At 66.5% G+C, this 26,469-nt stretch carries 23 protein-coding genes; 8 read left to right on the forward strand and 15 right to left on the reverse strand.

Features of this window, described 5'->3' with window-relative positions:
* Positions 1–2 precede the first annotated feature (2 nt).
* Genes IPJ87_00565 through IPJ87_00580 form a run of 4 tightly spaced genes read right to left on the reverse strand, consistent with a single transcriptional unit; the run spans position 3 to position 5,427 of the window.
* Positions 3–3,197: a M1 family metallopeptidase gene (locus IPJ87_00565; GenBank protein MBK7940367.1), complete on the reverse strand. Its 3,195-nt coding sequence runs from the start codon at positions 3,195–3,197 to the stop codon at positions 3–5.
* Positions 3,198–3,220: 23 nt separating this feature from the next.
* Positions 3,221–4,174, reverse strand: coding sequence for a YihY/virulence factor BrkB family protein (locus IPJ87_00570; GenBank protein ID MBK7940368.1), 954 nt, complete (start codon positions 4,172–4,174; stop codon positions 3,221–3,223).
* Between the two features lie 6 nt (positions 4,175–4,180).
* On the reverse strand, positions 4,181–5,029 hold the full coding sequence (gene nadC, locus IPJ87_00575) for a carboxylating nicotinate-nucleotide diphosphorylase (GenBank protein MBK7940369.1): 849 nt from the start codon (positions 5,027–5,029) through the stop codon (positions 4,181–4,183).
* On the reverse strand, positions 5,026–5,427 hold the full coding sequence (locus IPJ87_00580) for a DUF4783 domain-containing protein (protein ID MBK7940370.1): 402 nt from the start codon (positions 5,425–5,427) through the stop codon (positions 5,026–5,028). Before IPJ87_00580 ends, nadC begins: the two co-directional genes overlap by 4 nt.
* 89 nt (positions 5,428–5,516) lie before the next feature.
* On the opposite strand from IPJ87_00580, the gene IPJ87_00585 reads away from it, so the two are divergent.
* The 4 genes from IPJ87_00585 (at position 5,517) to IPJ87_00600 (ending at position 9,513) form a co-directional block, all read left to right on the forward strand.
* Positions 5,517–5,978 carry a 23S rRNA (pseudouridine(1915)-N(3))-methyltransferase RlmH gene (locus tag IPJ87_00585; GenBank protein ID MBK7940371.1) on the forward strand — a complete coding sequence of 154 codons (462 nt, stop codon included), beginning with the start codon at positions 5,517–5,519 and terminating at the stop codon, positions 5,976–5,978.
* A 95-nt stretch (positions 5,979–6,073) separates the two neighbouring features.
* The gene (locus IPJ87_00590) at positions 6,074–7,552 is read left to right on the forward strand and encodes a hypothetical protein (GenBank protein ID MBK7940372.1); all 1,479 of its coding nucleotides are present in this window, start codon (positions 6,074–6,076) and stop codon (positions 7,550–7,552) included.
* Positions 7,549–8,796 carry a hypothetical protein gene (locus tag IPJ87_00595; GenBank protein MBK7940373.1) on the forward strand — a complete coding sequence of 416 codons (1,248 nt, stop codon included), beginning with the start codon at positions 7,549–7,551 and terminating at the stop codon, positions 8,794–8,796. The genes IPJ87_00590 and IPJ87_00595 overlap by 4 nt, the downstream gene beginning before the upstream one ends.
* A gap of 75 nt (positions 8,797–8,871) precedes the next feature.
* Positions 8,872–9,513: a methyltransferase domain-containing protein gene (locus IPJ87_00600; GenBank protein ID MBK7940374.1), complete on the forward strand. Its 642-nt coding sequence runs from the start codon at positions 8,872–8,874 to the stop codon at positions 9,511–9,513.
* Between the two features lie 4 nt (positions 9,514–9,517).
* Here IPJ87_00600 and IPJ87_00605 read toward each other — a convergent pair whose 3' ends face one another.
* The 5 genes from IPJ87_00605 to IPJ87_00625 are packed head-to-tail and all read right to left on the reverse strand — an operon-like array spanning position 9,518 to position 15,044.
* Positions 9,518–10,324 carry a glycosyltransferase family 2 protein gene (locus IPJ87_00605; GenBank protein ID MBK7940375.1) on the reverse strand — a complete coding sequence of 269 codons (807 nt, stop codon included), beginning with the start codon at positions 10,322–10,324 and terminating at the stop codon, positions 9,518–9,520.
* 8 nt (positions 10,325–10,332) lie between these two features.
* Positions 10,333–11,661: a glycosyltransferase gene (locus IPJ87_00610; protein MBK7940376.1), complete on the reverse strand. Its 1,329-nt coding sequence runs from the start codon at positions 11,659–11,661 to the stop codon at positions 10,333–10,335.
* Complete coding sequence (locus IPJ87_00615; protein MBK7940377.1) at positions 11,658–12,803, reverse strand: glycosyltransferase; 1,146 nt, start codon at positions 12,801–12,803, stop codon at positions 11,658–11,660. Before IPJ87_00615 ends, IPJ87_00610 begins: the two co-directional genes overlap by 4 nt.
* A 6-nt stretch (positions 12,804–12,809) precedes the next feature.
* Positions 12,810–13,601, reverse strand: coding sequence for a class I SAM-dependent methyltransferase (locus IPJ87_00620; GenBank protein MBK7940378.1), 792 nt, complete (start codon positions 13,599–13,601; stop codon positions 12,810–12,812).
* Positions 13,602–13,634: 33 nt separating this feature from the next.
* A complete protein-coding gene (locus tag IPJ87_00625; protein ID MBK7940379.1) occupies positions 13,635–15,044 on the reverse strand; it encodes a lipopolysaccharide biosynthesis protein in 1,410 nt (469 codons plus the stop codon).
* A gap of 70 nt (positions 15,045–15,114) precedes the next feature.
* On the opposite strand from IPJ87_00625, the gene rdgB reads away from it, so the two are divergent.
* Positions 15,115–15,690, forward strand: coding sequence for an RdgB/HAM1 family non-canonical purine NTP pyrophosphatase (gene rdgB, locus IPJ87_00630; GenBank protein MBK7940380.1), 576 nt, complete (start codon positions 15,115–15,117; stop codon positions 15,688–15,690).
* Here the strand turns inward: rdgB and IPJ87_00635 are convergent.
* Entirely contained in the window at positions 15,687–16,694 is a 1,008-nt protein-coding gene (locus IPJ87_00635) for a D-alanine--D-alanine ligase (protein ID MBK7940381.1), read from the reverse strand. The genes rdgB and IPJ87_00635 overlap by 4 nt on opposite strands.
* An 88-nt stretch (positions 16,695–16,782) precedes the next feature.
* On the opposite strand from IPJ87_00635, the gene IPJ87_00640 reads away from it, so the two are divergent.
* Genes IPJ87_00640 through IPJ87_00650 form a run of 3 tightly spaced genes read left to right on the forward strand, consistent with a single transcriptional unit; the run spans position 16,783 to position 20,907 of the window.
* Positions 16,783–17,601 carry a PASTA domain-containing protein gene (locus IPJ87_00640; protein MBK7940382.1) on the forward strand — a complete coding sequence of 273 codons (819 nt, stop codon included), beginning with the start codon at positions 16,783–16,785 and terminating at the stop codon, positions 17,599–17,601.
* A complete protein-coding gene (locus IPJ87_00645) occupies positions 17,588–19,825 on the forward strand; it encodes a T9SS type A sorting domain-containing protein (GenBank protein MBK7940383.1) in 2,238 nt (745 codons plus the stop codon). The genes IPJ87_00640 and IPJ87_00645 overlap by 14 nt, the downstream gene beginning before the upstream one ends.
* Positions 19,825–20,907, forward strand: coding sequence for an RluA family pseudouridine synthase (locus tag IPJ87_00650; GenBank protein ID MBK7940384.1), 1,083 nt, complete (start codon positions 19,825–19,827; stop codon positions 20,905–20,907). Before IPJ87_00645 ends, IPJ87_00650 begins: the two co-directional genes overlap by 1 nt.
* On the opposite strand, the gene IPJ87_00655 is transcribed toward IPJ87_00650, so the two are convergent.
* The 5 genes from IPJ87_00655 to IPJ87_00675 are packed head-to-tail and all read right to left on the reverse strand — an operon-like array spanning position 20,897 to position 26,410.
* Positions 20,897–21,961, reverse strand: coding sequence for an AMP-binding protein (locus IPJ87_00655; GenBank protein ID MBK7940385.1), 1,065 nt, complete (start codon positions 21,959–21,961; stop codon positions 20,897–20,899). The genes IPJ87_00650 and IPJ87_00655 overlap by 11 nt on opposite strands.
* Positions 21,958–23,010 carry an o-succinylbenzoate synthase gene (locus IPJ87_00660; protein ID MBK7940386.1) on the reverse strand — a complete coding sequence of 351 codons (1,053 nt, stop codon included), beginning with the start codon at positions 23,008–23,010 and terminating at the stop codon, positions 21,958–21,960. Before IPJ87_00660 ends, IPJ87_00655 begins: the two co-directional genes overlap by 4 nt.
* Positions 23,010–23,942, reverse strand: coding sequence for a 1,4-dihydroxy-2-naphthoate polyprenyltransferase (locus IPJ87_00665; GenBank protein ID MBK7940387.1), 933 nt, complete (start codon positions 23,940–23,942; stop codon positions 23,010–23,012). The genes IPJ87_00660 and IPJ87_00665 overlap by 1 nt, the downstream gene beginning before the upstream one ends.
* 28 nt (positions 23,943–23,970) lie before the next feature.
* A complete protein-coding gene (locus tag IPJ87_00670) occupies positions 23,971–24,615 on the reverse strand; it encodes a response regulator transcription factor (protein MBK7940388.1) in 645 nt (214 codons plus the stop codon).
* A 25-nt stretch (positions 24,616–24,640) separates the two neighbouring features.
* Positions 24,641–26,410: a tetratricopeptide repeat protein gene (locus IPJ87_00675; GenBank protein ID MBK7940389.1), complete on the reverse strand. Its 1,770-nt coding sequence runs from the start codon at positions 26,408–26,410 to the stop codon at positions 24,641–24,643.
* Between the last annotated feature and the right edge of the window lie 59 nt (positions 26,411–26,469).

Below are 26,469 nucleotides of genomic sequence, written 5' to 3' on the forward strand. Positions count from 1 at the left end.
GGTCAAAAGGTACGGCCGATGCCCACCACGTAGCGGAAGGCGACATGCTCCGACTCGCCGACCGGGATGGAGGAAAGCACCAGGGGCATGTCGAAGCGGAGGGTGAGCGGCTCCAGGTCGACCAACGGCCCCCAACGTTTGATGGTGAGGGCGGCGCCCAGGCCCGCATCGGCGCGGGGCGTGGCGAGCTCCAGCCGCTGTGCATCCCCGTCGATGCGGCGGTAGCCCATGCTGCCCACATCGCCGAAAATGTAGACGTCCAGGTGCAGGTAGCGACGCAGGCCCTTGGGGCGGAACCGGACCAGCCCATCGAGGTCGAGCTCGGCGTTGACGGCCAGTCCGGTGTTGCCCCGATAGGTGAGCACCTGGGTGCCGTCGGCCGTGGTCTCGGGGGCCAGGTAGCCCGCATAGCCGCGCAGGTTGAGGCCGCCGCCGTGGTGGAAGTGGTTCACCTCCGAACCGTAGGACCCTGCCCAGTCGTTCGGCACTGGACCGATGCTGCGGGTGAACTTGTTCTCCACGAGCTCCTCGGGCGCCGCACCGGAGAGGTAGAGCCCCGTCTCGAGGTTGTTGGAACCGCTGCCGTATTGGGCCATCCCGCGCAGGTGCAGGTCCAGGTCGCCGATCCGCAGAGTGTTGCGGGTGGACAGGCGGACATGGGCGCCCTGGTCGACCGAGCCCACCATGGGCTGCCGCAGGCGAAGTTCCGCGCGTCCGCGCAGCGGCCCGGCCCGGTAGCTGCGGTCCACGGCCAGGTCCAGCAGGCCGGAGAGCGCGTTCAGCGTCCACTCGTCCGGATAGAGGAGGTAGGTGAGGTCGCTGGTGTCCCGCCGGATCATGTAGCGCAGGTCGCCGCTCACCGTGGTGCGCTCGTCGGGCGTGGTCCAGCTGACACCGCCGCCATACAGTTCCAGGCCGTCCAGATGGCGGGCCTGCAGGCGGATGCTCGATCCCTTCAGCAGGCGCGTGGTGCCGGTGCTGTAGCGCAGCACATAGGAGAGGGCGTCGTGGCGCGTGTCCACCCCGCCACCGGGCAGGGACTGGCCCAGGCCGGTGTTCACCCAGGCGGACAGCCATAGCTGGTGCGTCTGGCGGAAGTAGCTGCCATGGAGGTGGGCGCCCACCTTCAGGCCGTCGAAGCCGTTCCACCACAGGTCCGGACGGCCGAAGGCTTCGTAGTGGTGGCGGTCGGGCGGGTTGCGCACATGGTGGTCGAAGGCGATGCTCACCGCGCGGGGAAGGCTGTTGTCCGGCTGGTAGGCGTCGGCGAGGCGGAGGCTGGTATCGATGCGCACGGCGGCGATGCCGGTGGGCACGTCCACCCGGGCCACGTAAGTGCGGCGCAGCTTGTCCCAGCTGGTCCAGCGCGGCAGCACGGTGGCCGTGGTCGGCTTCACAGACCAGCTGGTGGGGATGTGGAAGTCGTGCACCGTTCCATCGCGCGCCGTCACCTGCAGGTCGATGGGCATCGAAATGCCGCCACGTCGCCGCAGGCGGATGGTCTGCCCTTCGCTGCGCATCCGGCGGGTGATCCCGCACACGCGATAGTCCACCAGCTTGTCCGTCGTCAGCCAGGCGTCGAAGAAGGGGTTGAGGTCCACACCGGTGCTGCGTACGAAGCTCTGCCGCATGTCGGCCACGGTGGGGTGGCAGAGGGTCCACTGCCGGACGTAGTGCTGAAGAGCGGCCAGGAACACGCTGTCGCCGAGCAGGTATTGCAGGTTGTACAGCATGGTGGCCGTCTTGAAATAGACATGGCCGTAGCCGCCCCCACGCCCTTCCACCGGAGCGAAGCCGTCGCTGTGCGTGTCGATGGGCGGCAGCTCATTGCGCACGGCATCGCGCATGTAGCCGCGGTACACTTCGGATTCGCGCACGAGCTCCGGCCGGGTGAAGCGGGACACATAGCGGCCCTTCGGAGCCTCCTCCACCAGGGTGTCGCCATCGATGTGCTCCAGGCCCCAGCTGGTGAGGAACTGGGTGAAGCCCTCGTCCAGCAGGGCGCGGTAGGTCTCGTTGTTGCCCACCATGCCGTAGAACCAGTTGTGGCCCACCTCGTGCACGAGCAGGCCGCGGTACTCCGGATCGCGCCCGCCGTCGAGCGTCAGCATGGGGTATTCCATGCCATCGCGCGCATCGGCCACCACCATCTTGGGGTACACGTAGGGGCCGATGTCACGGCTGAAGGTCTCGATGATGCGGGCGGTGTAGGCGGCGGCGTTCTGCCATCCGGCGGCGTGCGGTTCCTGGGCGAGGGCGATGCATTGCACGCCGTTCCACCAGGCTTCGCCGATGCGGTAGGTGGGGTCGGCGGTGAAGGCGAAGTCGTGCACGTTCTCCGCGTGGTAGCGCCAGCGCTTGCGGCGGCCCGGCGCGTAGGGCGTCACCACGCTCGGGGCCTCGTTCCACGGCTTGTCGGCGAAGCGGGCCAGATCGAGCCGGTCGCGCAGGTCGCGGGGCAGCACCTCGTCCCGGTTCTGCAGCCAGCCGGTGGCCTCCACCACCATGTCGTTGGGCATGTCCAGCGTCACGTCGAAGGTGCCGAAGTCGCCGTAGAGCTCGTTGCCCAGGTGCTGCTGCGTGTCCCAGCCCATGTGCGCGTCGTACACGGCGATCCGCGGGTACCAGTGCACACCGTCGTAGTGCTTGAAGCCCCAGGCGTTGAAGAGCTTCATGCGGCGCTGCACGTCCATGCCGTAATGGGTGGTGAAGGCCATGCTGAAGGTGACACGGCCCCCTGGGGGAAGCGGCTCGGGCAGCCAGGCCTTCAGCACCGTGTTGTCCATCTCGATGCGCAGGTCATCGGCCCCCACGCGCAGGTGGGCCAGGGTGGTGCCGTGCTCCGCGGTGTCGCCCGGGGTCGCGCGTCCGTTCTCCATCAGGTCGGCGTGCGAACCGGCGTTGTACGCGTTCTGGTAGAGGTGGAAGAAGACGTGGCGCAGCGTGTCCGGGCTGTTGTTCCAGTACACCAGGCTGCCCTCGCCCTCGATGCGGTCGCCCACCTCGTCGAGGCGTGCGCGCAGGGTGTAGTGCACGTCCTGCTGCCAGTAGGCCTCGTGCGGTGGGCGGTTTCGCCAGTAGTGCGGGTTGTCGGCGTTGCGGTAGGTGTTGGGCGGATGCAGGGCGTCGAACCGCTGCGCGGACGCCGGGCCGGCAAGAAGCAGCACGAGGGCGAGGGGAAGGGTGCGGGGCTGCACGCTCCGAAAGTACCGGATCGCGATCAGGCGCGGCGCACGGGGCGCAGCTCGCTGGTGTGGGCGTGGCGGGCGCGCGAGATGCTGATGTTGAGCTCGTAGCCCACCAGCAGGGCGATCATGTTGAGGTAGATCCAGAACTGGACCGCGAGGATGGCGCCGATGGAGCCGTAGAGCGCGTTGTAATCGGTGATGTTGCCGAAGATGAAGGCCAGGGCCTGCGAAAGGACGAGGATGAGGACCAGGGCCACGATGGCGCCCGGGGTGATCAGGTGGAAGCGCTTGCTGCTGGGGTCGCCGGCGTTGTAGAGCAGCGCGATCATGGTGAGCACCAGCAGGGTGCTGATGCCCCATTTGGCGGCGAAGAGCCCGGCCACCTCGAACCATCCGGTGACCAGGCCGTGCGTTTCCAGCCAGGCGATCACCGTGTTGCTGAAGGTGAGCACGGGGATGGCGATCACCACCAGGATGGTGAGGGCCAGCAGAAGGCCGAGGCTGAGCAGACGCTGCTTGAGGGCGCTGTGCCATTGGGTGAGGTTGGTGCTGCCGCTGAAGCCGTGCAGGATGGCATCGATGCTGTTGCTGGCCAGGTACACCCCCACCACGAAGCTCACCGAGAGCAGGGCGCCGTGCTTCTTCACCACCAGGTCGTGCAGGGTGCCTTCGATGAAGCGGTAGACCTCCAGCGGGAGCATCTCCTGGAAGGTGGCGAGCAGCTTCACCTGGAAGTCGGCGATGGGGATGAAGGGGATGAGGGTGAGCAGGACGATGACCGCAGGGAAGAAGGCGACGAAGAGCTTGAAGGCGATGGCTGATGCGCGGGTCTCCAGCCGACCGGTGGCCAGGGCCAGGAAGAAGAAGCGTGAGATGGCGTACAGGCTGAAGCCGTCGAAGCCGGGCAGTCGCACGCGTTTGGCCCAGCGCACCACCTGCCGGAAGGAGCGGGAGAACAGGAGCTTCCGCTTGAGGCGCTCCATCATGGCGCGTCAGAGGGCTTTGAGGCTCAGGTCGAGGCTGGTGGCGCTGTGGGTGAGGGCCCCCACGGAGATGAAGTCGACGCCGCATTCGGCGGTGGCCCGGGCGTTGGCCAGGGTGATGCCGCCGGAGGCCTCGGTGCGATGGCGCCGCCCGATGAGGGCCACGGCCCGGCGCAGGTCGTCGTGCCCGAAGTTGTCCAGCATGATGCGGTCGGCGCCCCCATGCGCCAGGATCTCCTCCACTTCGCGCAGGGTGCGGGCCTCCACCTCGATGGGGATGTCCAGCGCCAGGGCCTTCACATGGTCACGCGCGGCCTCGATGGCCCGGCCCACACCGCCGGCGAAGTCCACGTGGTTGTCCTTGATCAGGATCATGTCGTACAGGCCGAAGCGATGGTTCTCGCCCCCCCCGATGCGCACGGCCCACTTCTCCAGGGCGCGCAGGGTGGGCGTGGTCTTGCGGGTGTCCAGCACGCGGCAGCCGGTGCCGTCGAGGGCGTCCACGAAGCGCCGGGTGAGGGTGGCGATGCCGCTGAGCCGCTGCATGAAGTTCAGCAGCACCCGTTCGGTGGTGAGCAGGGCCTGGACGGGTCCGGTGAGGGTGAAGGCCACATCGCCGGCCTTCACGTGGGCGCCATCCTCCAGCAGGGGGCGCATGTGCAGGTCGGGGTGGGCCTGGGCGCAGATCGCACGGGCCAGATCGACCCCGGCGAGCACGCCGTCCTGCTTCACCAGCAGGCGCATACCGCCCCGGGCTCCGGGGGGAATGGTGCTGCGGGTGGTGTGGTCGCCGTCGCCGATGTCCTCGGCAAGGGCGGCGGTGATGAGGGTCTCGGTCCCGGGGGGCAGCACGGTCAGTGGTCGCTACGGCCCGCCTCGATGCGCAATTGCTTGACCTGCAGCTGGTCGCCGCTGCGCTTCAGGAAGAAGGTCACCCGGAAGTGGCCGGTGCGCGAGCGCAGGATCCCGATGTAGTACTGGTCGCCGAGCTTGCTCTGGCCCTGGTGCTCGACCACCATGCCCACGGGCGGGTTCTCATCGAAGAAGCGCCGCAGGATCTGCTCGGCCTGGGCCTTGCTGTACACGTCGCTCGAGCCTCCGACGGTGAGGTCGATGTTGGGGATGAAATGCTGGGCCAGCTCCTTGGAATTGCCCGTGCCGAGGGCGGCCACCACGCGGTCCTTCACAGCGTCCTGCGCCAGCCCGGGCAGGGCGTGCAGGGCGATCGCGAGGGCCAGGGAAAGGTGCTTTAACATGTCCGGCGGTTCAGGATGTCGGGGCCAATTTCGCAAACATCGGGCCAGCGTGGCATCTTCGGGGCCTCGTACTTGTCAACACCCTGGGGATGCGTATCCGAATGGTCATGGTGGGGCGCAACGCGCCGGGTCCGGTCACCGAGGCCTTCGAGGAGATGCTGGGCCGCCTTCAGCGTTCGTTCCCCGTGGACCAGGTGGTGGTGGCCGATCCGCCCGGCACCGACCCCGAGCGAAAGCGGCGCGAGGGCACCGACCGGTTGTTGAAGGCCGTGGAGAAGGACACGCTGGTGGTGCTGCTCGACGAACATGGCGAGGGCCTGAGCTCCACGGCGTTCGCCGCGCGTCTGGGGCGATGGCGCGATCAGGGGTTGCGCCAGGTGGCCTTCGTCATCGGCGGCGCGTACGGGGTGGACGATCGCCTGCGGTCCCGCGCCACGCACGTCATTGCACTCTCCCCCATGACCTTCACGCACCAATTGGTGCGGTTGGTGCTGGCCGAGCAGCTGTACCGCGCCTCGGAGATCCTGCGCGGAAGCGGATACCATCACTGAGCAGGTCGTTCTCCCGGAGAGAGGGAGTACGGTGTCGCCCACCGTCGCGCACGATGAGGTGGGTGCAACTATTGGCGGTTGACGACCTTTGGCCCATGTCGTTGGTCTGGACCTATTACTACGGGGAGGTCGACATCGCCTATTGGGAATACCTGGTGGGGTCCATCTATCTGGTGGTGATCTATATCTACTTCTCGCGGGTGAAGACGATGGCCATCAAGAAGCACCCGGAGTACAAGCATTTGCTGTGGGGGTTTTTCGCCAAGATCATCGGCGGGCTGGGTTTCAGCCTCATCTACTTCTATTACTACAACGGGGGGGATACGATCATGTATTTCTATTCCGCAGTGGCCATGAGCAACATGTTCTGGCTGGACCCGATGACCTACTTCGACATCGTGACCGGCCCGAACAGTCCGGAGAACCTGGCGCGGTTCAGCATGGAGACGGGCTATCCCATCGGCACGATGTTCTTCGAACCTCGGGCCTATTTCGTCATCCGATTGATCAGTCCCATGGTGATCATGACGTTCAATAGCTATATGATCACCACGGTCGTTCTTGCCAGCATGTCGTACGTGGGCATCTGGAAGTGCTTCCGCACGTTCTCCTCGATGTTCCCCTCGCTGACGGACAAGTTCGCGGTGGCTTTCCTGTACATGCCTTCGGTGGTGTTCTGGGGCTCGGGGATCATGAAGGACACGTTCACCATGAGCGCGGTATGCTGGTGGATCCACTGCTTCGTGCAGTTCTTCTTCAAGCGAAGGTCCCTGGTGGGTAATTTCTTCGGCATGGTGCTGGCCGCCATCATCCTGGTGGTGATGAAGCCGTACATCTTCATGTCCATCTTCCCGGTGTCGATGATCTGGCTGATGTTCAACCGGGTGGCCGGCATGAAGAACGCCCTGATCCGCTTCGTGCTCCTCCCGCTGGCCCTGACCACCATGCTCTTCCTCTCGGTCACCGTGCTCAGTTGGTTGGGCGACAACCTGGACAAATTCTCCTTGGACAAGGTGGTGGACACGGTGATGGTGCTCCAGGAGGACATGTCGCGCGCCGAGCAGTACGGCAACAATTACTTCGACGTGGGCCCCATGGACGGCACCCTGGGTAGCCTGCTCTCCAAGTTCCCGGTGGCCACCAACGCGGCTCTGTTCCGTCCTTACCTGTGGGAGGCCCGCTCGGTGGTGGTGGCCCTCAGTGCCTTGGAGAACCTCTGGTTGCTCGGTCTGACGCTGTTGATGCTCTGGCGCACACGGGTCCTGTTCTTCCTGCGCTGCATCGGCGGTAACCCCGTGGTGCTGATGTGCTTCGTGTTCACCCTGCTCTTCGGTTTCGCCATCGGCATCTCCACCCCGAACTTCGGCGCCCTGGTCCGCTTCAAGATCCCGCTGATCCCCTTGATGGTCTCCGCCCTGTACATCATCGGCTATCTGAACCGCGAACGGATCTGGGCCAAGGTGCGCAACCGGGTGTTCGACCTCAAGAAGTACCGCACGGGCGAAATGGGTGCGGAGGGGCTGATCAGCAGGGAAGCAGTGGCCAAGCGGAAGCGCACCCCACAACAGGCATGAGGAGCACGCAGAGGAGCCGGGCCTGCGCGCTGGTGGTCAGCATCCAGAGCATCCGCGATCCGCTGATGTCCACCCTGATGCTGGACTACGCGCTGCGTTTGCAGGAACGCGGCACCGACCTCGACATCCTGTTGGTGACCGAGGAGCCCGTACCCACCTCGTTGGATGCCGCCTTGGCCGAGCGGTTGCGGCGGGCACGCATCACCTGGCGCCCGCTGCGCTATGACCTGAAGGGTGCCCAGTTCCTGCAGCGCATCCGGAACATCGCCCGGCTGGCCTGGTGGTCGTGGTGGTTCACGCGCGGCTATGCGGAGCGCACTGTGGTGGGCTTCCTGTCCATGGCCAGCGCCTACGCCACGCTGGTGCGGCCCTTCGGTTTCCAGCGTCTCGTGGTGGTCAACTTCGAGCCGCACAGCCAGTACATGCGGGAGCTGGGCCTGTGGCCTGAACGGTCCATGAAGTACCGCGTGGTTCGCTGGTCGGAAGACCTCGAAGTGCGCCGTGCGGACGTGGTGGTGGCACCGGCCACGGCTGTGATGGATCATGTGCGGGCCCTTCGGCCCGGGGTGGAGATGCACCTGCAGGGCGTCACCATCGACGTACCGGCCAACGCAAGGGACGAGGCGGCCGGGGCGGAGGTGCGCAGGCGGCTGGGGCTCGACGGTCGGACGGTGGTGCTCTACATCGGCAAGTTCCAGGGCATCTATTACAGCGAGGCGGAGTACGTGGCCTTCATGCGCACGGCCTGTGCCGCCGATCCCACGGTGCATCACCTGATCATCACGCATGAGGAGCACACGGCCCCGCTGCGCCGGTCGCAGGGCTGGTCGGACGTGAAGGCCCGCACCACCGTACTGGGCCCCATGGCGCCCGAGGAGTTGCGCCCGTACCTCTCCGCCGCGGACCTGGGTGTGATCGCCGTTCCGCCCACGCCTTCGCAACGCTTCCGTTCGCCGGTGAAGACCGCGCTTTACTGGGCCGCGGGCGTGCCGATCTTGATCCCTGAAGGGGTGGCGGACGACTGGTGGATCGCCCGGGACGAAAAGGTCGGGATCGTGGTGAAGGACCTTCCGGCCGTGAGCATCGAGGAGCTCAGGGCCGGCCTGGACCACCTTCGCACCACGCCGCTGGACGAGTTGCGCGCGCGGTGCGTGGACGTCGCCATGCGGCTTCGCGACACAGGGCACATGGTCGACCTGCTGGCGCGGATCATCCCCGTGCGGCACGGGCGCCAGCGCCCGTGAGCGGCTGCGATGTGCGGCTATCTTTGGCCGCCGCACCGGCCCGTGGCCGACCACCGCGCACGAATCCCGATCCGCATGGCCAACGCCCGCCGCAGGCTCATCGACCGGTACAAGGTCCAGCTCACCATCTCGGCGTTGATCCGCAACGCCGGATGGCAGGCGCGGCGCATCCCCTCCGGCAAACGTTTCCTCGATGTGGGCTGCGGGACCAATACGCACACGGAGTTCGTCAACCTGGACTACATCTGGAACCCCGGCATCGATGTGTGCTGGGACATCGTGCGGCATACCTATCCGTTCCCCGACGGACGCTTCGAAGGCATCTACACCGAGCACTGCCTGGAGCACATCCCGTTGGAGGCCTGTGAGCGCAATCTGCGCGAGTTCCACCGGATGTTGAAGCCCGGCGGCCGCGTGCGGATCGTGGTGCCCGATGGCGAGATGCTCATCGACATCTACAAGGACCGCAGGGGGGGCGGGGCGCGTCGCATGCCGCATGAGGACGGCTACGACACCATGATGCAGTGCATCAACGGGGTGTTCCGGAACCACGGCCACCTCTTCATCTACGACCTGGAGACCATGAAGCTGTTGCTGGAGCGCAGCGGGTTCCGACAGGTGGAGCGGATGGCGTACAAGCAGGGTCGGGATCCGGCGTTGATCAACGATTCGGAGGTGCGTAGCCGCGAGTCGCTGTATGTGGAGGCCGTGAAGTGACGGTTCAGCGCAGCAGGGCCCTCAGGGCCATCCCATAGCGCCCACGCTGCCGAAAGGAGCCGAACATCATCCGTTTGCGCCGCAACGTGTATACCGTCAGCTCAAGGAAGGAGGCGAGGCCCCGGCGGCGGAGCTCATGTCCGATGTGGATCAAGGAGCGTTCCATTCCTTCGAGGTTGGTGGTCATCGAGCTGTGACCGGTCCGGCGGTAGAACAGGATGTCCTCCTTCGTGAACCCGTACCGTCGGCCCTTGCAGAAGCGGAGGAAGAAGAACAGGTCCTCGGCATGGGTGATCCCCTCCTCGAACCGCAGGTTCCTGTCCAGGTCCCAACGCAGCATCCAGCTGGGGCCCATGAAGCAGCGGCCGCTGAAGGTGATCAGTTCATGGAACGCATCGTCCGTGCGTTGCGGCATGAACACGCGACGCTCACTCTCCAGCGTGGCGTCCATCACCCGCACCCGGCCGTCCACCATGCCGAGTCCGGGATCCTTGAGGAACTCGGCCACACGCGCTTCCAGGCTCCGCCGCGGCATCACATCGTCCGCGTCCAGGAAACAGAGGTATGTGCCACTGGCCACTTCCAGGGCCTTGTTGCGCGCGCTGCCAATGCCGCCGTTCGGCTTGTGCAGGGCGATGATCCGGGGGTCGTCGAAGGCATCGATCACGGATGCGGTTCCATCCGTGCTGCCGTCGTCCACGATGATCAGCTCCCAGTCCGTCAGCGTCTGCGCCAGCACGGAACGCACGGCCGCTTCGATGTAACGCTCCGTATTGTAGGCGGGCATCACGATGCTGACGAGCGGTGTCATGCGGCCGGTCATGGATGGGCGAGCCGCTTCACCACCTGGGCGAAGCGTTCCGTGATGCGTTCGATGTGCAGGTCATGGATGAACGCCTTGTCGGGATGGAGCGTGCACCGGCCTTCGAGCAGGTCGATGATGCGGTCGGCCGCAGCCGCAGGGTCGTCCGGTGGGCAGGCGATGGAGAGCCCGGTGCGCTCCAGCAGGTCGCGTTGGGCACCTTCGCACACGAAGGCCAGCATCGGTTTCACCTGGGCGACATACTCGAAGGTCTTGCCCGCGATGCTGTAGTCGCGCCCGCCCACCACCTTGGAGGAGGTGATCAGCAGGGCATCACAGTCCGCTTGGAAGCGGATGGAGCTGGCGTGGTCCACGCGGCCGTGCAGCTTCACCTTGTCCTGGAGCCCATGCTCCTTCACCATGTCGATGAGCCAGGGTGGCACATCGCCGATGAACTCCACGCGGAGCAGGTCGAAGAGGTCCGGTCTACGCAGGCGAAGCTCCTTCAGGGCAGCGAAGAAGGCCCATGGCGACCGGTAGCGCCAATCCTCACGGCGCGGGGCGTATTGCAGCCATTGCCAGGGCTTCTTGCGCCAGCAGGGCTTGAACATCAGGTCGCGCTGGTACGGCGTGTAGTAGAAGCTGCCGACGTAGCCGATGGTGAACGGCCGCTGCGGTGTGGCCGGTGGCAGCTGGATGCGGTCCGGTACGACGGGCGGTGGCTGGTCATACCCGTTCGTAACAAGGTGGAACCGATCGGCCGGGACCATGGGGTGCAGCGCCTGGAGGTCGGCGATGGTCTGCGGGGAGGTGACGGTGATGGCGTCCGCCGCGCGCAACAAGCGCCGTTCGTGCGCCCGGCGCCACAGGAAATGCAGGCGGCTTACGTACGGGGTGATCAGCCAGAGGCTCCAGGCATCGCGCAGGTCCACGAGCAAGGGCAGTTTCAGGCCGTGCGCCACCTCCACGCCCAGGGCGCCGGTGCTGAAGGGGGGGATGGAGATGATGACGGCCTTCAGCTCATGGTCCCGCGCGGCCTGTTCCGCGGCGGCCAGCAGGTGCCTGCGCCAGCGCCGTCCCTCGGGATCCAGCGTGTTCAGGTAGTACGAGCCGCGGACCCGGTCCGCCCAGGTGGGCGGGTCCACCGGCGTGCGGATGACCACGGCATGCCCGTCGAGGCCGGCCACTTCCTTGTCCAGCGACGCTCCGCGATGTGCGGCAGGCTCCGGGGTGATCACCACCGGGGTGATGCCGGAACGGTGCAGGTGCTTGACGAACTTGAACGGACGGTGCGAGCCGCCGATGTTCAGCGGTGGGAACTGGTGCGTGATGAACAGGACCTTCATCGCTCGGTCGCGTTCCGGTCCGACGGACCTGCTGCGGAGCGCAGCACGGCGGCATAGCGCTCGGCCACCAGCCGGGCATCCACCAAGGGCCGGATGGCGGCGGCCAACCTGTCGCGGTCCAGCATCAGCAGGCGGTCCCAGTCCTTCTCCATGGCGTCGCACCAGGCCTCGGCGGTGTTCTCCATCACAGCGGTCCCCAGCGCCGGGGTGAGGTACTCACGGATGCCGCCGACATGCGAGGCCACCACGGGCGTCCCGCAGCAGAGCGCTTCGGCGCAGACGGCCGAGAAGGTCTCATAATCGCTGGCATGCAACAGGGCATGGGACCGGCGCATTTCCTCGGCGGCGGCTTCGGGTGTGGCCTGGCCGATCAGGGTCACATGCTCGTGCATCCCGGTGCGGGCGATGGCCTCCTGGATGGCCGGTATTTCGGCGCCTCCTCCGGCGATGCGCAACCGGGCATCGCGGCCGTGGGCCCTCAGGCGGGCGATGGCCTCCACCAGCAGCACGGGCCTCTTGGGGTAGCGCCAGGTGGCGATGGCGAAGAAGCGTCCGGCTTCCCGTTCCACCGCGGCCGGGGCGAAGAGCTCCGTGTCCACGGCATTGGCCACCACGTACACCGGTGGATGGGGCGGTCCGGCGAAGTTCAGGATGTCGTCGGCCAGCGCACGCGACACGGTGATCAGCGGCACGCCGAGGTGGAAGATGCGGCGGATGCGGTCCAGCCCCTTGGCGCCGGACTTGAAGCCCAGGCGGTAGATGCTCCAGTGCTCGGTGATCACCAGGGGAAGGCCCATCACACGGCGGAGCAGCCCGAGCCGTGCGCAGTTCGGATAGGCGATGTGGAAGTTGATCACGTCGTAGCGATGCCGGCGATCGCGCGTGAGCCAGGCCCAGAGGATGAGCCCCGTGGCCGACCATTCCACCAGCAGCCACCGGCGGAGGGGCGTGGTGAGGATAAGGGTCCGGTCGGCCTTCAGGCTGCGGCGGTGGAGCGACCAACGCTCGCCCTGCCGCACGTCCAGCTGCCACACCGTGTTCGTGCAATGGGGGGCCAGTGCGCGCACATGGCGTTCGATGAACGGGGTCTCGAAGGGCTTGAGGTGGTTGGGATACCAGCCCACGATGTGCAGGACGTGCATGCGGGCTCAGGGTTGCGGAACGCACACCATGATCTCCGCCGAGACCCCTTCGCGGCGCAGGCGGACGAGGAGCAGTTCGAGGGGATAGACCGCCGCCGCCAGGGCCCCGCCCACCCGCGGGTGCAGCTTGCAGGCGCGCATCACCAGCCCCCACCAGCGGTGCAGGAGCGGTGAATCGGAATCCAACGGCCGGTTCAGCAGATGGAACACCGGGTGGCGCCGGACCACACGCAGGCCATTGCGTTCCAGGGCCGCGGTGTAGGTGGCCAGCGAACGGGTGGTGAAGTGCTCCTGCTTGTGGTCCTGGCCATGCACGAAGATGTCCGAGAGGAAAAGCACACCACCGGGTCTCAGCAGCCTGCGCAGGTTGGCCAGGGCCTGGTCCAGCTTGGCGTCGTCCACCACATGGAACAGGACATCCATGCAGGTGATGGCGTCGAACCGGTCCGTCGGCAGGTCGGCCGCATCGCTGATGTCCATTCGCAGCATGTGCACGCCCGGCATCCCGTTCCTGAGCCGCTCCACGGCGGTGGTGGTGAGGTCGCTGCCCACGATGCGGGCGGCACCGAGCCGCTTCCAGGCCTCCAGGTATTGGCCGGTGCCCGAGCCGACGTCCAGCACATGAATGCCGGTAGTGACGGGCAGATGGGTCCGGGCCACGCGGGCGAAGACCGCCTGGCGCACACGGTACATCCAGCGGTTGAAGGGTTCACCGAGGCCCAGGTAGCCCACGCCGGTCAACCCGGTGCTCGTGCGCAGACGCTCCTCCCAATACGCACGCGGGTCGAACTGCCCCATGCGGCCAAAGATAGCCGCGGCCCTTCACGGGCCTCAGCCGCCATACAGGGGGAACCAGCTACCCAGCACGGCGAACCGCAACGCGGCCATCGCCGCCGCCGCCACGGCGAGCAGGGCGGCGTATTTCAACGTGATCCGGAGACCGGCGAGCCCCACGGAGGACAGTAGCTGGGTGGACAGCACCATGTAGCCCACCATGCTCACCAGCGCGTAGCTGAGCATGATGGCCCCCGAACCCAGGCCCATCGAGCCGACGGCCACCATGGCGGCCACACGGGCCACGGTGAGCACCACCTGGAACATGAGGTTCACATGCTCGCGGCGCTGTACATTGAAGAGCGAGACCATGGGGTCGCTCAGCAGGCGGAAGAAGAAGAAACCGCCCATGTACGCGGTGAAGGCCCCCGCATCACGCCAAGGACCACCGAAGAGCAGACCGAAGGCCGCATCGGCGAAGAAGGTGAGCAGCAGGAAGGGCAGGATACCCACCCCGTAGAGCCGTTTGTACAGGCCCAGCGTGATCCGGCGCAGCTCGTCCGTGCGGTCGCTCAGCTCCGAGGCCTTCTGCATATACACCGTACTGAACGAGAATCCGAAAAGGCGCAGGGGGATCAGCAGCAGGTTCGCCCCGAGCGAAAAGTGCCCCACCGCTGCCAGGTCGCTGCTGAGGGCGAACACCGGCAGCTGCAGTCCGAGGCTGGCCACCCAGCGCTCCGGGAACACCATCAGCGGGTAGCGGCGGTATTCGCGCAGGGTGCTGCGCATGCGGTGCCACGACCAGTTCGTGAACACCTCGCGCATGCCATGGCGCATCAATGGACGCACATAGACCGGGATGATCGCCGTGCGCACCACCGCATCGCCCAGGATGAGGCCCAGCGCCCGGGTGCCGCTCACCACGCCGTAGAGCAGGTTGAACAGGCGCGTGCTCAGGTCCAGCGTGGCCCCGGTGAAGGCGCTCACCTTGAAGAGCTTGGCGCGCGTGAGCCACTGGGTGAAGTAGACGCTGAGCGCGTACAGCACGGCGGCCGGCCCCACGAAGTGCACCCAGCCCCCCAGGGCGCTCCAGCTCGGCACCAGCGTGTAGAACTGCTCGGCGAAGAGCGCGGCCACCGCGGTCAGGGCGCAGATGCCCAGGGCCGTGATGAGGTTGATGCGGAACAGGTCGCGGAACGTCTCCTCATCCCGAGGGAGCACGTATGCCGTGGACAGGCCCATGTCCGCCACGTACGACAGGTTCATCATCAGCGCCATGAAGATGCCGTAGACGCCGTAGGCCTCGGGTCCGTAGATACGGCCCAGCAGCGGGGTCAGCACCAGCTGACTGGCCATGGCCAGCGCGTTGCCGGAGAAGACCTGGAACGAGTGCCGGGCGAAGCTGCCCTCGGTGCGGATGCGGCGCAGGTCCTGACGGAACTGATGGACGGCGCGACGGAGGGGCACTGCGGTGAGCTGGTGCGGCCAAAGGTAACCGGGCCCGTGCGCCTGCTTCCGTGATGCCCATCTTCGCAGGATGAAGCTTGTTCTGTGCACACGCAACCCCGGCAAGATGGCCGAGCTGGCGGCCCTGCTTCCTCCGACCTTCCACGTGGTCGGCCCGGACCAGGTGGGCGTGGAGGAGGAGCTTCCGGAGACGGGTGACACCCTAAAGGCGAACGCCGTGCAGAAGGCCCGCTGGGTGCACGACCGCTGCGGCCTGCCCTGCATCGCGGACGACACGGGGCTGGAGGTGGATGCCTTGCGCGGAGCGCCGGGCGTGCACAGTGCACGCTATGCCGGCGACGACCGCGATGCCCGCGCCAACATGCGCAAACTGCTCGATTCCTTGGAGGGCCGCAACGATCGGACGGCACGCTTCCGTACAGTGATCGCCTTCCTGAAGGACGGGCGTGAGCACCTGTTCCAAGGCGTGGTCGAAGGCCGCATCCTCGTCGCACCGCGCGGTACCGGCGGATTTGGCTACGATCCTCTCTTCGCACCGGAAGGGGAGGAACGCAGCTTCGCCGAAATGACCACAGAGGAGAAGAACCGGATCAGCCACAGGGCGCAGGCGACCGCTGCGCTGCTTGCCCACTTACGCGAGCGCTAGCCCCGGGCGAGGCACTCATCGAGCAGGCCGTTCACCACCGCTGGCACGCCCATGCCGCTCACCTCCAGCATCTTGGGGTAAATGCTCGCCTGACTAAAGCCCGGGGTGGTGTTCACCTCGATGGTCACCAGCTCGTCCGATACGGCCTCCTCACCGCCGCTCCAGAAGTGGTCAACCCGCACCATGCCACGCAGGTCGAGTGCCGCATAGATGGCGGCGGAACGCTGTTGCACCAGGGCGGTCACCGCTGGGCTCAGCGGGGCGGGCACCAGCTCCTCCGTGTCGGCTGCGTGGTACTTGGCCTCGTAGTCGAAGAACTCGCGCGGGGTGCGGATCTCGCACACAGGCAGGGCCTGTACGCGCCCATTGAGCCGGATGACGCCGCAGGTGAGCTCACGGCCTTTCACCGCAGCCTCCACCATCACCCGGGCGCATTCGCGGAAGGCCGTCGACAGCGCGGCGGGCAGCTCTTCGGGCCCTTTCACCTTGGTGACGCCGAGGCTGCTGCCGCTCTCGTCGGGCTTCACGAAGCAGGGATAGCCGATGCCCGCGGGCAGTTCGGGCCGGTCGCCCACGAGGTCGCGGTGCCACAGCACCGAGGGCGAGACGCGGAAACCCAGCTGGCGCAGCAGGGCGGTGGTGCCGTACTTGCTGAAGCTGAGCGCCATGGGCAGCACGCCGCCGGTCTGGTAGGGCACGCCCAGCATGTCCAGGTAACCCTGGAGCTTGCCGTCCTCGCCGGGCGGACCATGGATGGCGATGAGGGCCACGGCGAAGCGCTCCAGCCCGTTCCCCCGGTCCAGTCGGAAGCCGGCCCGGTCGAAGGGCAGGGACGCACCGTCCGCGCGTTCGCAGCTCCACCCGGCGTGGGTGATGGTGACGAAGACCGGGTCGAAGCGCGTGGTGTCGATGGCCGACAGCATGCGCTGGGCGCTCTGATGGCTGATCACGGATTCGCCGGAATAGCCGCCGCGCACCACGGCGATGGGGGGACGAGGGTCCATGGCGGACGAAGGTAGCTGCCCGTTCCGCCCGGTGGCGAACGTCTATCTTCGCCGCGCTCCGCGCGGCCGGCAGGCCGCGCCGTCCGTGATGCGCCGCGCCCTCCCGATCCTCCTGCCCGTGCTGTTCAGCGCACTGCTCCTGCTGGGCGGCTGGTCCTGGGTGCGCCACTACACGCGGCACGGCATGGTGGTGGACGTGCCCGATCTGTCCGGGCTCACCATCGCCGAGGCCGAGGCCATCGTTGGACCGTTGGGCCTGCACGTGGAGGTGGTGGACTCGGTGCACACCGACGGGGCGCCCAAGGGGGCCGTGGTGGACCAGGACCCCGATGCCGGGTCCGGGGTGAAGCCCGACCGCACCGTCTACCTCATCGTCAACGCCACCCGGCCCAAGCTGATCGACATGCCGGCGCTGGTGGACCTCAGCAAGCGGCAGGCGATCAGTGTGGCCGAGATCGTGGGCCTGAAGGTGGCCGAGCTGCGCTACCGGCCGGACGCGTGCGTGGACTGCGTGGTGGACCAGTTGCATGAAGGCCGCACGATCATCGCCGGCACGGGCATCGAGCGGGGCGCCACCATCGTGCTCGTGCTGGGCAGCGGCGATGGCGGTGGGCGCGTCCCTGTTCCGGACCTGATCGGCTGGACCCACGCGGAGGTGGCCGCGATCCTGAACATGGCCTCGTTGAACCTGGGTGCGGTGGTGGCCTGCGAAGGCTGCAATACCAAGGCCGATTCCACGTTGGCGAAAGTGTTCAGGCAGACCCCGGCACCCAGCGCCAACAGCAGCATCATCATGGGCGGGCTCGTCGACATCTGGCTCACCGCCGATACCACCGGACTGGGCGCACGGCGCAACCTGCCCGACACCTCCACCCACGAACCGAACGCCCCGGATGCGCAACCGTGATCGAGCCCTGCGGGGCGTCTGGCTCCTCGCTGCCTTCGTCCACCTGGCCCCTGTGGAAGCCCAGCAGGACGCCCTCTTCCCGCTCAACGGGCAGGCCCGTCCGGAGAACGAGCGCGCCCTGCTCCGGGCTGCGGACAACACGTTCTACATCTACGAGAACGCCATCCAGCAGCTGCCGTTGATGGATGATCTCTCCATCGACCGCACGCGGCACCTCAACGCGGCGCCGGACGACCCCGGCGTGGTGCTCACCGATGTGGTGTACCGCATCGCCGTGGGCGGGGTGTCCACCCCGGACATGGCCTTCTATGCCGACACCACGTTCCATTTCTACACCGATACAGTAGGGGTGGACACCACCTGGCGCGAGGCGAACCCCTTCACGACCATCGAGCTGTTCGACCTCGGGGTCTACCCGTCCACCTCGATCACGCAGTCGGCCTGGCCGGCCTACACCATCTACGACACCATCGGCGATGCGTTCAGCGACACGCTGGCGGTGCCCGCGGCCGACCTGATGCAGGATTCGCTGGAGGTGTACACCGTGCCGCCCGACGCGCGCACGTACGTGCAGAACGGGGTGGATGTGCCGCTCATCCTGTGGGCCGACGACGATGCGCACATCAACGGCACCTACCCGATCGATCCGCCCACCATCGGTGTGGCCACCTTCGACGGGGTGGACCGCACGGGACTTCCCTATGTCACCAATTCGCCCACGGCATACGGCATCAACGACCACCTCACCACGGTGCCGATCAACATGGCCTACCCGCCTGGCGATTCCATCTACCTCAGCTTCTTCTACCAGCCACAGGGGCGTAGCGGCGACACCGAGGTGCAGACGCAGGACAGCCTGGTGCTGGAGTTCTATGCCCCGGACGATGACGAGTGGATCCGCCGCTGGAGCACGCCCTACACGGCGCTGGCCCCCTTCGAGCAGGTGATGCTGCCCATCACGGACTTCCGCTTCCTGAAGCCCGACTTCCGCTTCCGCTTCCTCAACTACGGCACCCGCAGCGGGGCGCTGGACCATTGGCACATCGACTACGTGCGGCTGGCCCGTCAGCGCGCCTACGACGACACGCTGCTGGTGGACGTGGCGTGGGTGTACCCGGGCAACACCCTGCTGAACACCTACACGTCGGTGCCCTTCACGCATTTCAGCAACACCCCCGCGGCCTTCATGGCGCCTTCGGTGGACCTGCTGCAGAAGAACCTGGCGGACCAGGACCGCTTCATTACGTGGGAGGCGAGCTCTGGGCTGGACGGTGGAGCGCCGGTGGCCACCTTCGGCGCGGGAAGCAACATCATCAACAACGCCGGCAGCACCTACACCAGTACGCACGCGGTGGCGCCCTTCGCCTACGACCCTTTGCTCAGCACCGGGGCGGCGTTCTGGCGCAACACCTTCGCCATCGACGTCACGCCCGACATCAACCGCTACAACGACACGATGCGCTTCGTGCAGGAGCTGAGCAACTATTACGCCCTGGACGATGGCAGTGCCGAGGCGGGCTACGGCCTCACCAACGCGCCGGGCGGCAAGGTGGCGGTGCGGTTCGACATGCAGCAGGCCGATTCGCTGCGGGCCGTGCGCATGTACTTCGATCCCATCTTCTTCCCGGCCAACCCGGACAACGCCGGTTTCCTCCTCACGGTGTGGAGCTCGCTCAACCCGGAGACGATCATCCACCAGAACTTCAGCTTCAGCGATCCGGACTACCGGCCACACGGCCTCAATAAGTTCGTGGAGTATCCGCTGGACTCCACGATCTGGGTGCCGAACACGTTCTATGTCGGCTTCGTGCAGACCACCGCCACCTTCATGAACGTGGGCTTCGACAAGAACACGAACAACCAGAGTCGGATCTTCTACAACACCACGGGCTCGTTCACCAACACCACCCAGCAGGGTTCGCTCATGATCCGCCCGGTGCTGGTGGCCGATGTGGACCCCTTCACCAGCATGCCCCCGGAGCCGGAGAAGGCGATCGGCCTGTGGCCCAACCCGGCCACCGATGCGCTGTGGGTGCGCATGGAGGGCGTGACGAACGGGCGTGTGGAGCTGTGGGACGCCACCGGTCGGCTGGTGCTGCAGGCCCCCTACGCGCCGGACGCGCCCATCGCGCTGGATGGCGCGGCACCGGGGTCGTACGTGGTGCGCCTGGTGGATGCAGAGGGTGCGATGCTCGGCCATGCGCGACTGATGCTGCAGCGGTGATGGCGGAGCCTGACGCGCTGGAGCCCGAAGGCGGTGAGGAGCAGGAGCTCTACGAGCACCACCGCATCGTATGCGATCCGGGCCAGACACTGGTGCGGCTGGACAAGTTCCTCTTCGACCGCTTGGCCAACACCTCGCGCAACCGCATCCAGGTGGCCGCGCGCGCCGGCAATGTGCGCGTCAACGACCGGGCGGCCAAGCCCAGCCAGAAGGTGAAGCCCGGGGACGTGATCAGCATCGTGCTGCCCTATCCCCAGCGCGAGGTGGAGCTGCTGCCCGAGGACATCCCGCTGCGGATCCTCCACGAGGACGAGCACGTGGTGGTGATCGACAAGCCCCCGGGGCTCGTGGTGCATCCGGGCCATGGCAACTGGACGGGCACCCTGGTGAACGCGCTGCTGTTCCACTTCGGGCGGCTGCCGGCGGTGCCCGGTGCGGAGATCCCCCGGCCCGGTCTGGTGCACCGGCTGGACAAGGACACCAGCGGCGTGATGGTGGTGGGCAAGAATGAGGAGGCGCTCACGCACCTGGCCCGGCAGTTCTTCGAGCGCACCAGCGATCGCCGCTACCAGGCCCTGGTGTGGGGCGACTTCGCGGAGGACGAGGGCGTCGTCGATGCGCACATCGGCCGCAGCCCCAAGGACCGCACCGTGCAGTATGTCTTCCCCGAGGGGGAGCAGGGCAGGTCGGCGGTGACGCGATGGCGTGTGATCGAGCGCTTCCGCTACGTGACCCTGGTGGAGTGCAAGCTGGAGACCGGCCGCACGCACCAGATCCGCGTCCACATGCAATGGGCCGGGCACCCGCTGTTCAACGATGCGGCTTACGGCGGTGACCGTGTGCTGAAGGGCACCACCTTCACCAAGTACCGGCAGTTCGTGGAGAATTGCTTCGCCCTGCTGCCGCGGCAGGCGTTGCATGCCCGTACGCTGGAGTTCGATCATCCCGCCACCGGGGTGCGCATGCGGTTCGAGAGCCCGCTGCCGGCCGACATGGAGGCCGTGCTCGCCAAGTGGCGTACGTACACCGGGGCACGTCCCCTGGAGGAGGAGGAGGCCGGTGAGGAGGGGCTCAACGCCTGATCTTTCCGCTGACGGTGCGCTCCAGGCGCGGCAGGGTCCGGATGTGGCGCGGCATCTCGTGCGGATGGAGGACAGGGAGCAGCCGGGCCATCACCGCAGGTACCACCTCCTGCTGCGGGCGATCCGTCTCGATCGTCAGCACCACGGCCTGCCCGAGCAGCGCGTCCGGTGTACCGCTGAAGAAGTGCGGCTCGGGGATCACCGTGGCCGTGCGGGCCTCCAGCTGTTCGGGATGCACCTTTCGCCCACCGCTCAGGATCACGTGGTCGTGGCGCCCCAGCCAGCGGAAGTGCGTGTCGTCCACCCGCTCCACCAGGTCGTTGGTCACCTGCTGGAAGGTGCTCAGGTGCGGGGTGTAGATCACCAGGCAGCCGCGCGGGTCGCGCGCGAAGTGGCAGTCGCCCACAGCGGTGAACACCGGCGATGCTTGCGCTCCGTTGAGGTGGCGCAGCGCCACATGCGTCACGGTCTCGGTGCTTCCATAGCCCAGGACCACGTCCGTCCGCAGGTCGGCCACGTGTTGCTCCAGCGCTTCGCTCACGGGCCCGCCGCCCAGCAGCACCGTGTGGATCTGGGCCTCCACCCGGGCCCGGTCCTCCTCCAATGCGCGTGCAAGCTGCAGCGGCACCATGGCCGCGAAACGGAACCGGTCCCGTGGATCGAGCTTGGCCAGCACGCTGCCCCGCGCGCCGATGACGTGCAGGTCGAGCCCCAGCACGAAGGCCCGCACCAGCATCATCTTCCCGGCCACGAAGGCGCCGGGCAGGCAATGCAGCACGCGGTCGCCGACGTTCAGGCCGAACGCGCGACCCGTGAGCCGGGCGCTGGCCACCAGGTCCTCCACCGGCACGGTGATGCGCTTGGGCGGGCCCGTGGTGCCGCTGGTGGTGGCCTGCAGCCCTTCGCCGCGCAGCAGCTCATGCACCGTGCTGCGCAGCGCCAGCGCCCCCTCCGGATCGTCGCCGTGCCGGTCCACCAGGGTGTCGGCCCAGCGCAGCAGGGCGTCGCCCTCCAGGGTGACGCCATCGACCGTGAGGTGGGTGAAGGGGTTCACATCAGCGCGCTGAGGTCCCACTCCGCCTCGGGCCTGTAGCGCAGCTCACCGTGTTCGGCGAACAGGGGCGAGGGGATGTTGTTGGCGTAGACCCTGCCGGTGCCGAGGCCCTGGGCCATCGTCACGTGCAGGGTGGCCGTGTACTGGGCGATGGCATTGAGGCCGATGCTGCTCTCCAGCGCCGAAGTGATCCACCAGCCGATGCCGCGGGCCTTGGCCAGGTCGATCCACGCCTGCGTGGCCGCCCAGCCGCCCACCAGGCTCGGCTTGATCACGATGTACTGCGGGCGGATGTGGTCGAGCAGGTCCACCTTGCTGTCGTGCGTGTTCTGCCCGATGAGGTCCTCGTCCAGCGCGATGGGGATGGGCGTGTCCGCACAGAGTTCGGCCATCACCTCGTACTGACCGGGCGGCACGGGCTGCTCGATGCTGTGCACGTGCAGATCGGCCAGCCGCTTCAGCACCTCCGGGGCCTGCATCGCGGTGAAGGCGCCGTTCGCGTCCACGCGCAGGGTGATGTCGGAGGGCGCGTACTCCTTCCGCACCGCCTTCAGCAGCTCGAGCTCGTCGTCGATGCCGATGGCGCCGATCTTCATCTTCACCGTGGTGCGGCCGCCGTCGAGCTGCTCGCGGATGCGCTGCTTCATGGTGGCCTTGTCGCCCATCCACACGAGGCCGTTGATGGGGATCGCCTGCCGGCCGAGGGTGAACTCGGAGGGGAAGAGCGTCTTGGTGCCGCCGGCCTCCAGGTCTTTCAGGCACTGCTCCACGGCGAAGCGCACGCTGGGCACGTCCACGAGGTCATCGTTCAGCCGCCGGTCCCAGTCGCTCGTGTCCATGCACAGCTCCAACAGCTTGGTGCGCACGTCGGCGGGGAACTCCTTGCTGTGCCCGGGGAAAAGCGCGGCCTCGCCGATGCCCATCACCTCCGGACGGTCGGCGTGCCAGGCGATGAGGTACCACACGGTGCGCGTGGTGATGGGTCCCTTGCTGGTGCCCAGTTCGAAGCGGGGCTCCAGGGTGCGTTCGGTCCAGCGGGCGCGCAGCATCACGCAAGGATAAGGCCCAGAGAGAACAGCAGCGCCGTGAGGAAGGTGCCTATCGCCAACACCTTGAGCTGGGGGTCGAGGTCGCGGGGTTCGGCGGTGGTCCACACGCGCTTGAGGTGGATGAGGAAGGCAGGAACAGCAAGCAGCGATATCCAGAGCATTCGGGATCCATCCACCAACCAGCTGCCATCGAAGAGCAGGATGAAAACTACCAAGAAGATGATCGCTGCGGTGATGAGGGAGGTGTGGTAGAACTTGGCCTTGGAGCTGCCCATGCGCACCACCAGCGTGCGCTTGCCGCTTGCCGCATCATTATGGATGTCGCGCATGTTGTTCACGTTGAGCACTGCGGTGCTGAGCAGACCGAAGGCGACAGCGGGCAGCAACACCGGCCATTCGAGCGTTCTCGTGTGCAGGTAGAAGGTGCCGCACACGCCGACAATGCCGAAAAAGAGGAAGACGCTGATGTCACCGAGCCCGGCGTAGCCATACGGGTTGCTGCCGAAGGTGTATTTCACAGCTGCTCCGATGGCCGCAAGACCGAGGAGCAGGAAGAGCAAGGTCGTCAGTGTGAAGCCGAGCGCCACCGTGATCAGCGCGCAACCGCTCAGGAAAGCGAACGTTCCGCACAGGAGCATGGCACGTTTCATCTGTACCGGTGTGATCACACCGCTCTGCACCGCGCGCTGCGGACCCACGCGATCGGCGTTGTCCGTACCGTGCTGGTGGTCACCCAGGTCGTTGGCGAGGTTGCTGAGGATCTGGAGGAGCACAGCTGTGACGAGTGCGAGCAGCAGCACGATCGGCCTGAAGGATGATGGCCCGCTGTATCGCCAATTCTCCGAGAAGTAGGCCAGCGCGCTCCCCACGATGATGCTGCTCACCGCCAAGGGGAGTGTGCGCAGGCGGAAGGCGGAGAGCCAGTGCTTCATACGCCGCGAAGGAACGACTCAGGGCACATCAGGCACCTCCCGGATAGACCTTCTTCACCGCCTCGTGCCGGCTGTTCACCTGCAGCTTTTCGTAGATGTTGCGCACATGCACCTTGATGGTGCCGGTGGTGCAACCCAAGCGCTCGGCGATCTCCTTGTACATGAGACCTTGGGCGAGGCCGTCGACCAGTTCGCGTTCGCGGGGAGTGAGGTCGTGATCGGCGATGCGTGCGCGGGTCTGTGATTGGAACGAGTCCACGACCAGTCGGGCGATGGCCGGGCTCATGGGTGATCCGCCTTCAATCAGTTGGTGGATGGCCTCTACCAGTTGCTTCGCGCCGGTGTTCTTCAGCAGGTAACCACTCGCACCGGCGCACAACGCTTGGAAGATGTAGGCCGGATTCTCGAACACCGTGGTGATCATGAACAGGGTGGCGGCCCGCTTGGGTTTGGCCTCGGCCACGCACTCGATCCCATTCCTGCCAGGCATGCCTATGTCCATGAGCACCACGTCCGCTTCCACAGCCGGCCACTCCTTCAGGAAGTCCTCGCCATTCGCGTAGCTCTTCGCTACGAAGAGGTCCGGCTCCTTCTGCAGGATCAATCGCGTGAGCTCGCGGATCTCCGCATCGTCCTCGACGATGATCACACGGACGCGCTCGGATGCCGACATGCGACCAAGATAGCGAGCGCCGTGGTCAGAAGCGGCCCTCACCTGTGATGCGCGTACCCTTGCCAGGTTCGCTGCTGATCCGCAACTTGCCTTCGTACCTGGCCGCGCGTTCTCGCATGTTGCGCAGTCCGTTACCCGCGCCATGCACCAGGCTCGGGTCGAATCCGATGCCATCGTCCTCGATGTCCAGCTCGAACAGGTAGCTGTTCAGCTTCAACCGGGTGCGCACATGCTTCGCTTTGGCGTATTTGAGGATGTTGTTGTAGGCTTCATTGATGAGCAGGTGCAGGTCGCGCCGCAGATCCGGCTCCATCACGGCGATCCCAACGGTACAGGACAGGTCGAGGTCGAAGGTGATGCCGTTGTCGCCCAGAAGGCGGCGGCTGAGCTCGCGCACGTGATCGAGCATGCCCTGGTGCGTGTCGCGCGCGGGATCCACGGCCCATACGATGTCGCTCATGGCCCCGCTCACATGCCGCACATGCGCGCCGATGCGCTGGAGCGAGCGTTGCGTGTCGGGCAATTGCTCCGGCGTATTGGTCGCGGCCACGTCGCTGAGCAGACGGATCTTGGTGAGCGTGGCCCCGATCTCGTCGTGGATGTCGCGGGCGATGCGCGTGCGCACCTGTTCCGCCTCGCGCCGCTTCTCGCTGGCCACAAGCTGCGCCTGGGTGCACTGGATCTCTTCGTTCTTCACCCGCAATGCTTCGGCTAAGCGGCTCTTCACCTTGAAGGAACGGTACCAGACGAAGGCCAGCAGCAGCGCGAGGCCCCCGATGATGACCGCGCCCCATTTCTGCAGTCGCTGCCGCGCGTAGTCGGCGCGTCCCAGGGCAATGGTCTTCTCATGCTCGAAGTCGCTCTGTGCCTTCTCTGTTGCACGGATCTTCTCAAGGCCCATGTCCTCGGCGTGCGCAGCGATGGCGGCCTGCTGATCCAGATAGGCATCGCTGATCCGGCCCGCCTGGACGCGGGCCAACGACCGCAACTGCAACAGGTGCAGCTGCGCGTTGTGGTCCTCCATCTGCTTCGCCAAGCCAAGGGCACTGTCCAGCAGATGGGTGGCTTCCTGGTGCTGCCCTTGGCCGATGAGCATGCGCGCTTCACCGGCCACCCACCGGTTGTAGATCATGGGATCGGAAAGAGCAGGAAGGAGTTCGTGCGTTGCGCGTTGAACCGAGTCCGCTTCCGCCCACCGGCCCGCCTTGTGCAGCGCCTCACCCATATTGATCAGCGCATTCACCAGGTGATGGTCGTTCCCCTGCGCTGTGTACAGCTCTGAAGCCTTCCCGTACCAATGGAGCGCGCTGTCGGTGCGGCCCAGGTCACTGTGAAGAGCGCCCAGCTCGTGGTACGCGTTGGCGATGTCCGGCCCAGGCGGCAACGTGTCCAGCACGGCGATCGCCCGCCACACCATGTTCAACGCACCCGGCTGGTCGTCTATCTCGCGCAGCGCGAAGCCCTGGTAGGACAAGGCCGCGCCCATGTCCTTGGCGATCCGCCGCTTCTCCGCGTAGCGGTACATGTTCTGGAAGGCGACGATGGCCGAATCGAACCGGGAGGCCGAGTACCAACCCATGCCGCGTATACGCCAGAGCTGGGCCAACCAGAACTCCTTCCGCGCGTCGGGATCGCCTCCCCGCAGGCAGCGCTCGGTGCCGAGTTCGCCATACCTGCGCACACTGTCCATTTCCCCCAGGAAGTAGTGGTTGCGCGCCAGGTAGTAGCTGGCCCTGGCATAACTCGTGTCGTCCGTTGCGGTGTGCAGGGCGAGGCGCAGGCTGTCGATATCCATCTCCTGTGCACAGCACAGCCTGGCGGGGAGAAGCAGGAGGGCGAGCGCGTGCGCTCGCA

This window comes from Flavobacteriales bacterium, assembly GCA_016713875.1.
Lineage (GTDB): Bacteria > Bacteroidota > Bacteroidia > Flavobacteriales_F > PHOS-HE28 > PHOS-HE28.

What these genes read in the sequence shown, in the direction of transcription:
- IPJ87_00590 (MBK7940372.1), top strand. Translation starts at nt 6,074, where the DNA reads ATGTCGTTGGTCTGGACCTATTACTACGGGGAGGTCGACATCGCCTAT.
- IPJ87_00645 (MBK7940383.1), top strand. Translation starts at nt 17,588, where the DNA reads ATGCGCAACCGTGATCGAGCCCTGCGGGGCGTCTGGCTCCTCGCTGCC.
- IPJ87_00600 (MBK7940374.1), top strand. Translation starts at nt 8,872, where the DNA reads ATGGCCAACGCCCGCCGCAGGCTCATCGACCGGTACAAGGTCCAGCTC.
- IPJ87_00665 (MBK7940387.1), bottom strand. Translation starts at nt 23,942, where the DNA reads ATGAAGCACTGGCTCTCCGCCTTCCGCCTGCGCACACTCCCCTTGGCG.
- IPJ87_00635 (MBK7940381.1), bottom strand. Translation starts at nt 16,694, where the DNA reads ATGGACCCTCGTCCCCCCATCGCCGTGGTGCGCGGCGGCTATTCCGGC.
- rdgB (MBK7940380.1), top strand. Translation starts at nt 15,115, where the DNA reads ATGAAGCTTGTTCTGTGCACACGCAACCCCGGCAAGATGGCCGAGCTG.
- IPJ87_00610 (MBK7940376.1), bottom strand. Translation starts at nt 11,661, where the DNA reads ATGAAGGTCCTGTTCATCACGCACCAGTTCCCACCGCTGAACATCGGC.
- IPJ87_00570 (MBK7940368.1), bottom strand. Translation starts at nt 4,174, where the DNA reads ATGATGGAGCGCCTCAAGCGGAAGCTCCTGTTCTCCCGCTCCTTCCGG.
- IPJ87_00650 (MBK7940384.1), top strand. Translation starts at nt 19,825, where the DNA reads ATGGCGGAGCCTGACGCGCTGGAGCCCGAAGGCGGTGAGGAGCAGGAG.
- IPJ87_00580 (MBK7940370.1), bottom strand. Translation starts at nt 5,427, where the DNA reads ATGTTAAAGCACCTTTCCCTGGCCCTCGCGATCGCCCTGCACGCCCTG.
- IPJ87_00640 (MBK7940382.1), top strand. Translation starts at nt 16,783, where the DNA reads ATGCGCCGCGCCCTCCCGATCCTCCTGCCCGTGCTGTTCAGCGCACTG.
- IPJ87_00595 (MBK7940373.1), top strand. Translation starts at nt 7,549, where the DNA reads ATGAGGAGCACGCAGAGGAGCCGGGCCTGCGCGCTGGTGGTCAGCATC.
- IPJ87_00675 (MBK7940389.1), bottom strand. Translation starts at nt 26,410, where the DNA reads ATGGATATCGACAGCCTGCGCCTCGCCCTGCACACCGCAACGGACGAC.
- IPJ87_00605 (MBK7940375.1), bottom strand. Translation starts at nt 10,324, where the DNA reads ATGACACCGCTCGTCAGCATCGTGATGCCCGCCTACAATACGGAGCGT.
- IPJ87_00615 (MBK7940377.1), bottom strand. Translation starts at nt 12,803, where the DNA reads ATGCACGTCCTGCACATCGTGGGCTGGTATCCCAACCACCTCAAGCCC.
- IPJ87_00620 (MBK7940378.1), bottom strand. Translation starts at nt 13,601, where the DNA reads ATGGGGCAGTTCGACCCGCGTGCGTATTGGGAGGAGCGTCTGCGCACG.
- IPJ87_00660 (MBK7940386.1), bottom strand. Translation starts at nt 23,010, where the DNA reads ATGCTGCGCGCCCGCTGGACCGAACGCACCCTGGAGCCCCGCTTCGAA.
- IPJ87_00670 (MBK7940388.1), bottom strand. Translation starts at nt 24,615, where the DNA reads ATGTCGGCATCCGAGCGCGTCCGTGTGATCATCGTCGAGGACGATGCG.
- IPJ87_00585 (MBK7940371.1), top strand. Translation starts at nt 5,517, where the DNA reads ATGCGTATCCGAATGGTCATGGTGGGGCGCAACGCGCCGGGTCCGGTC.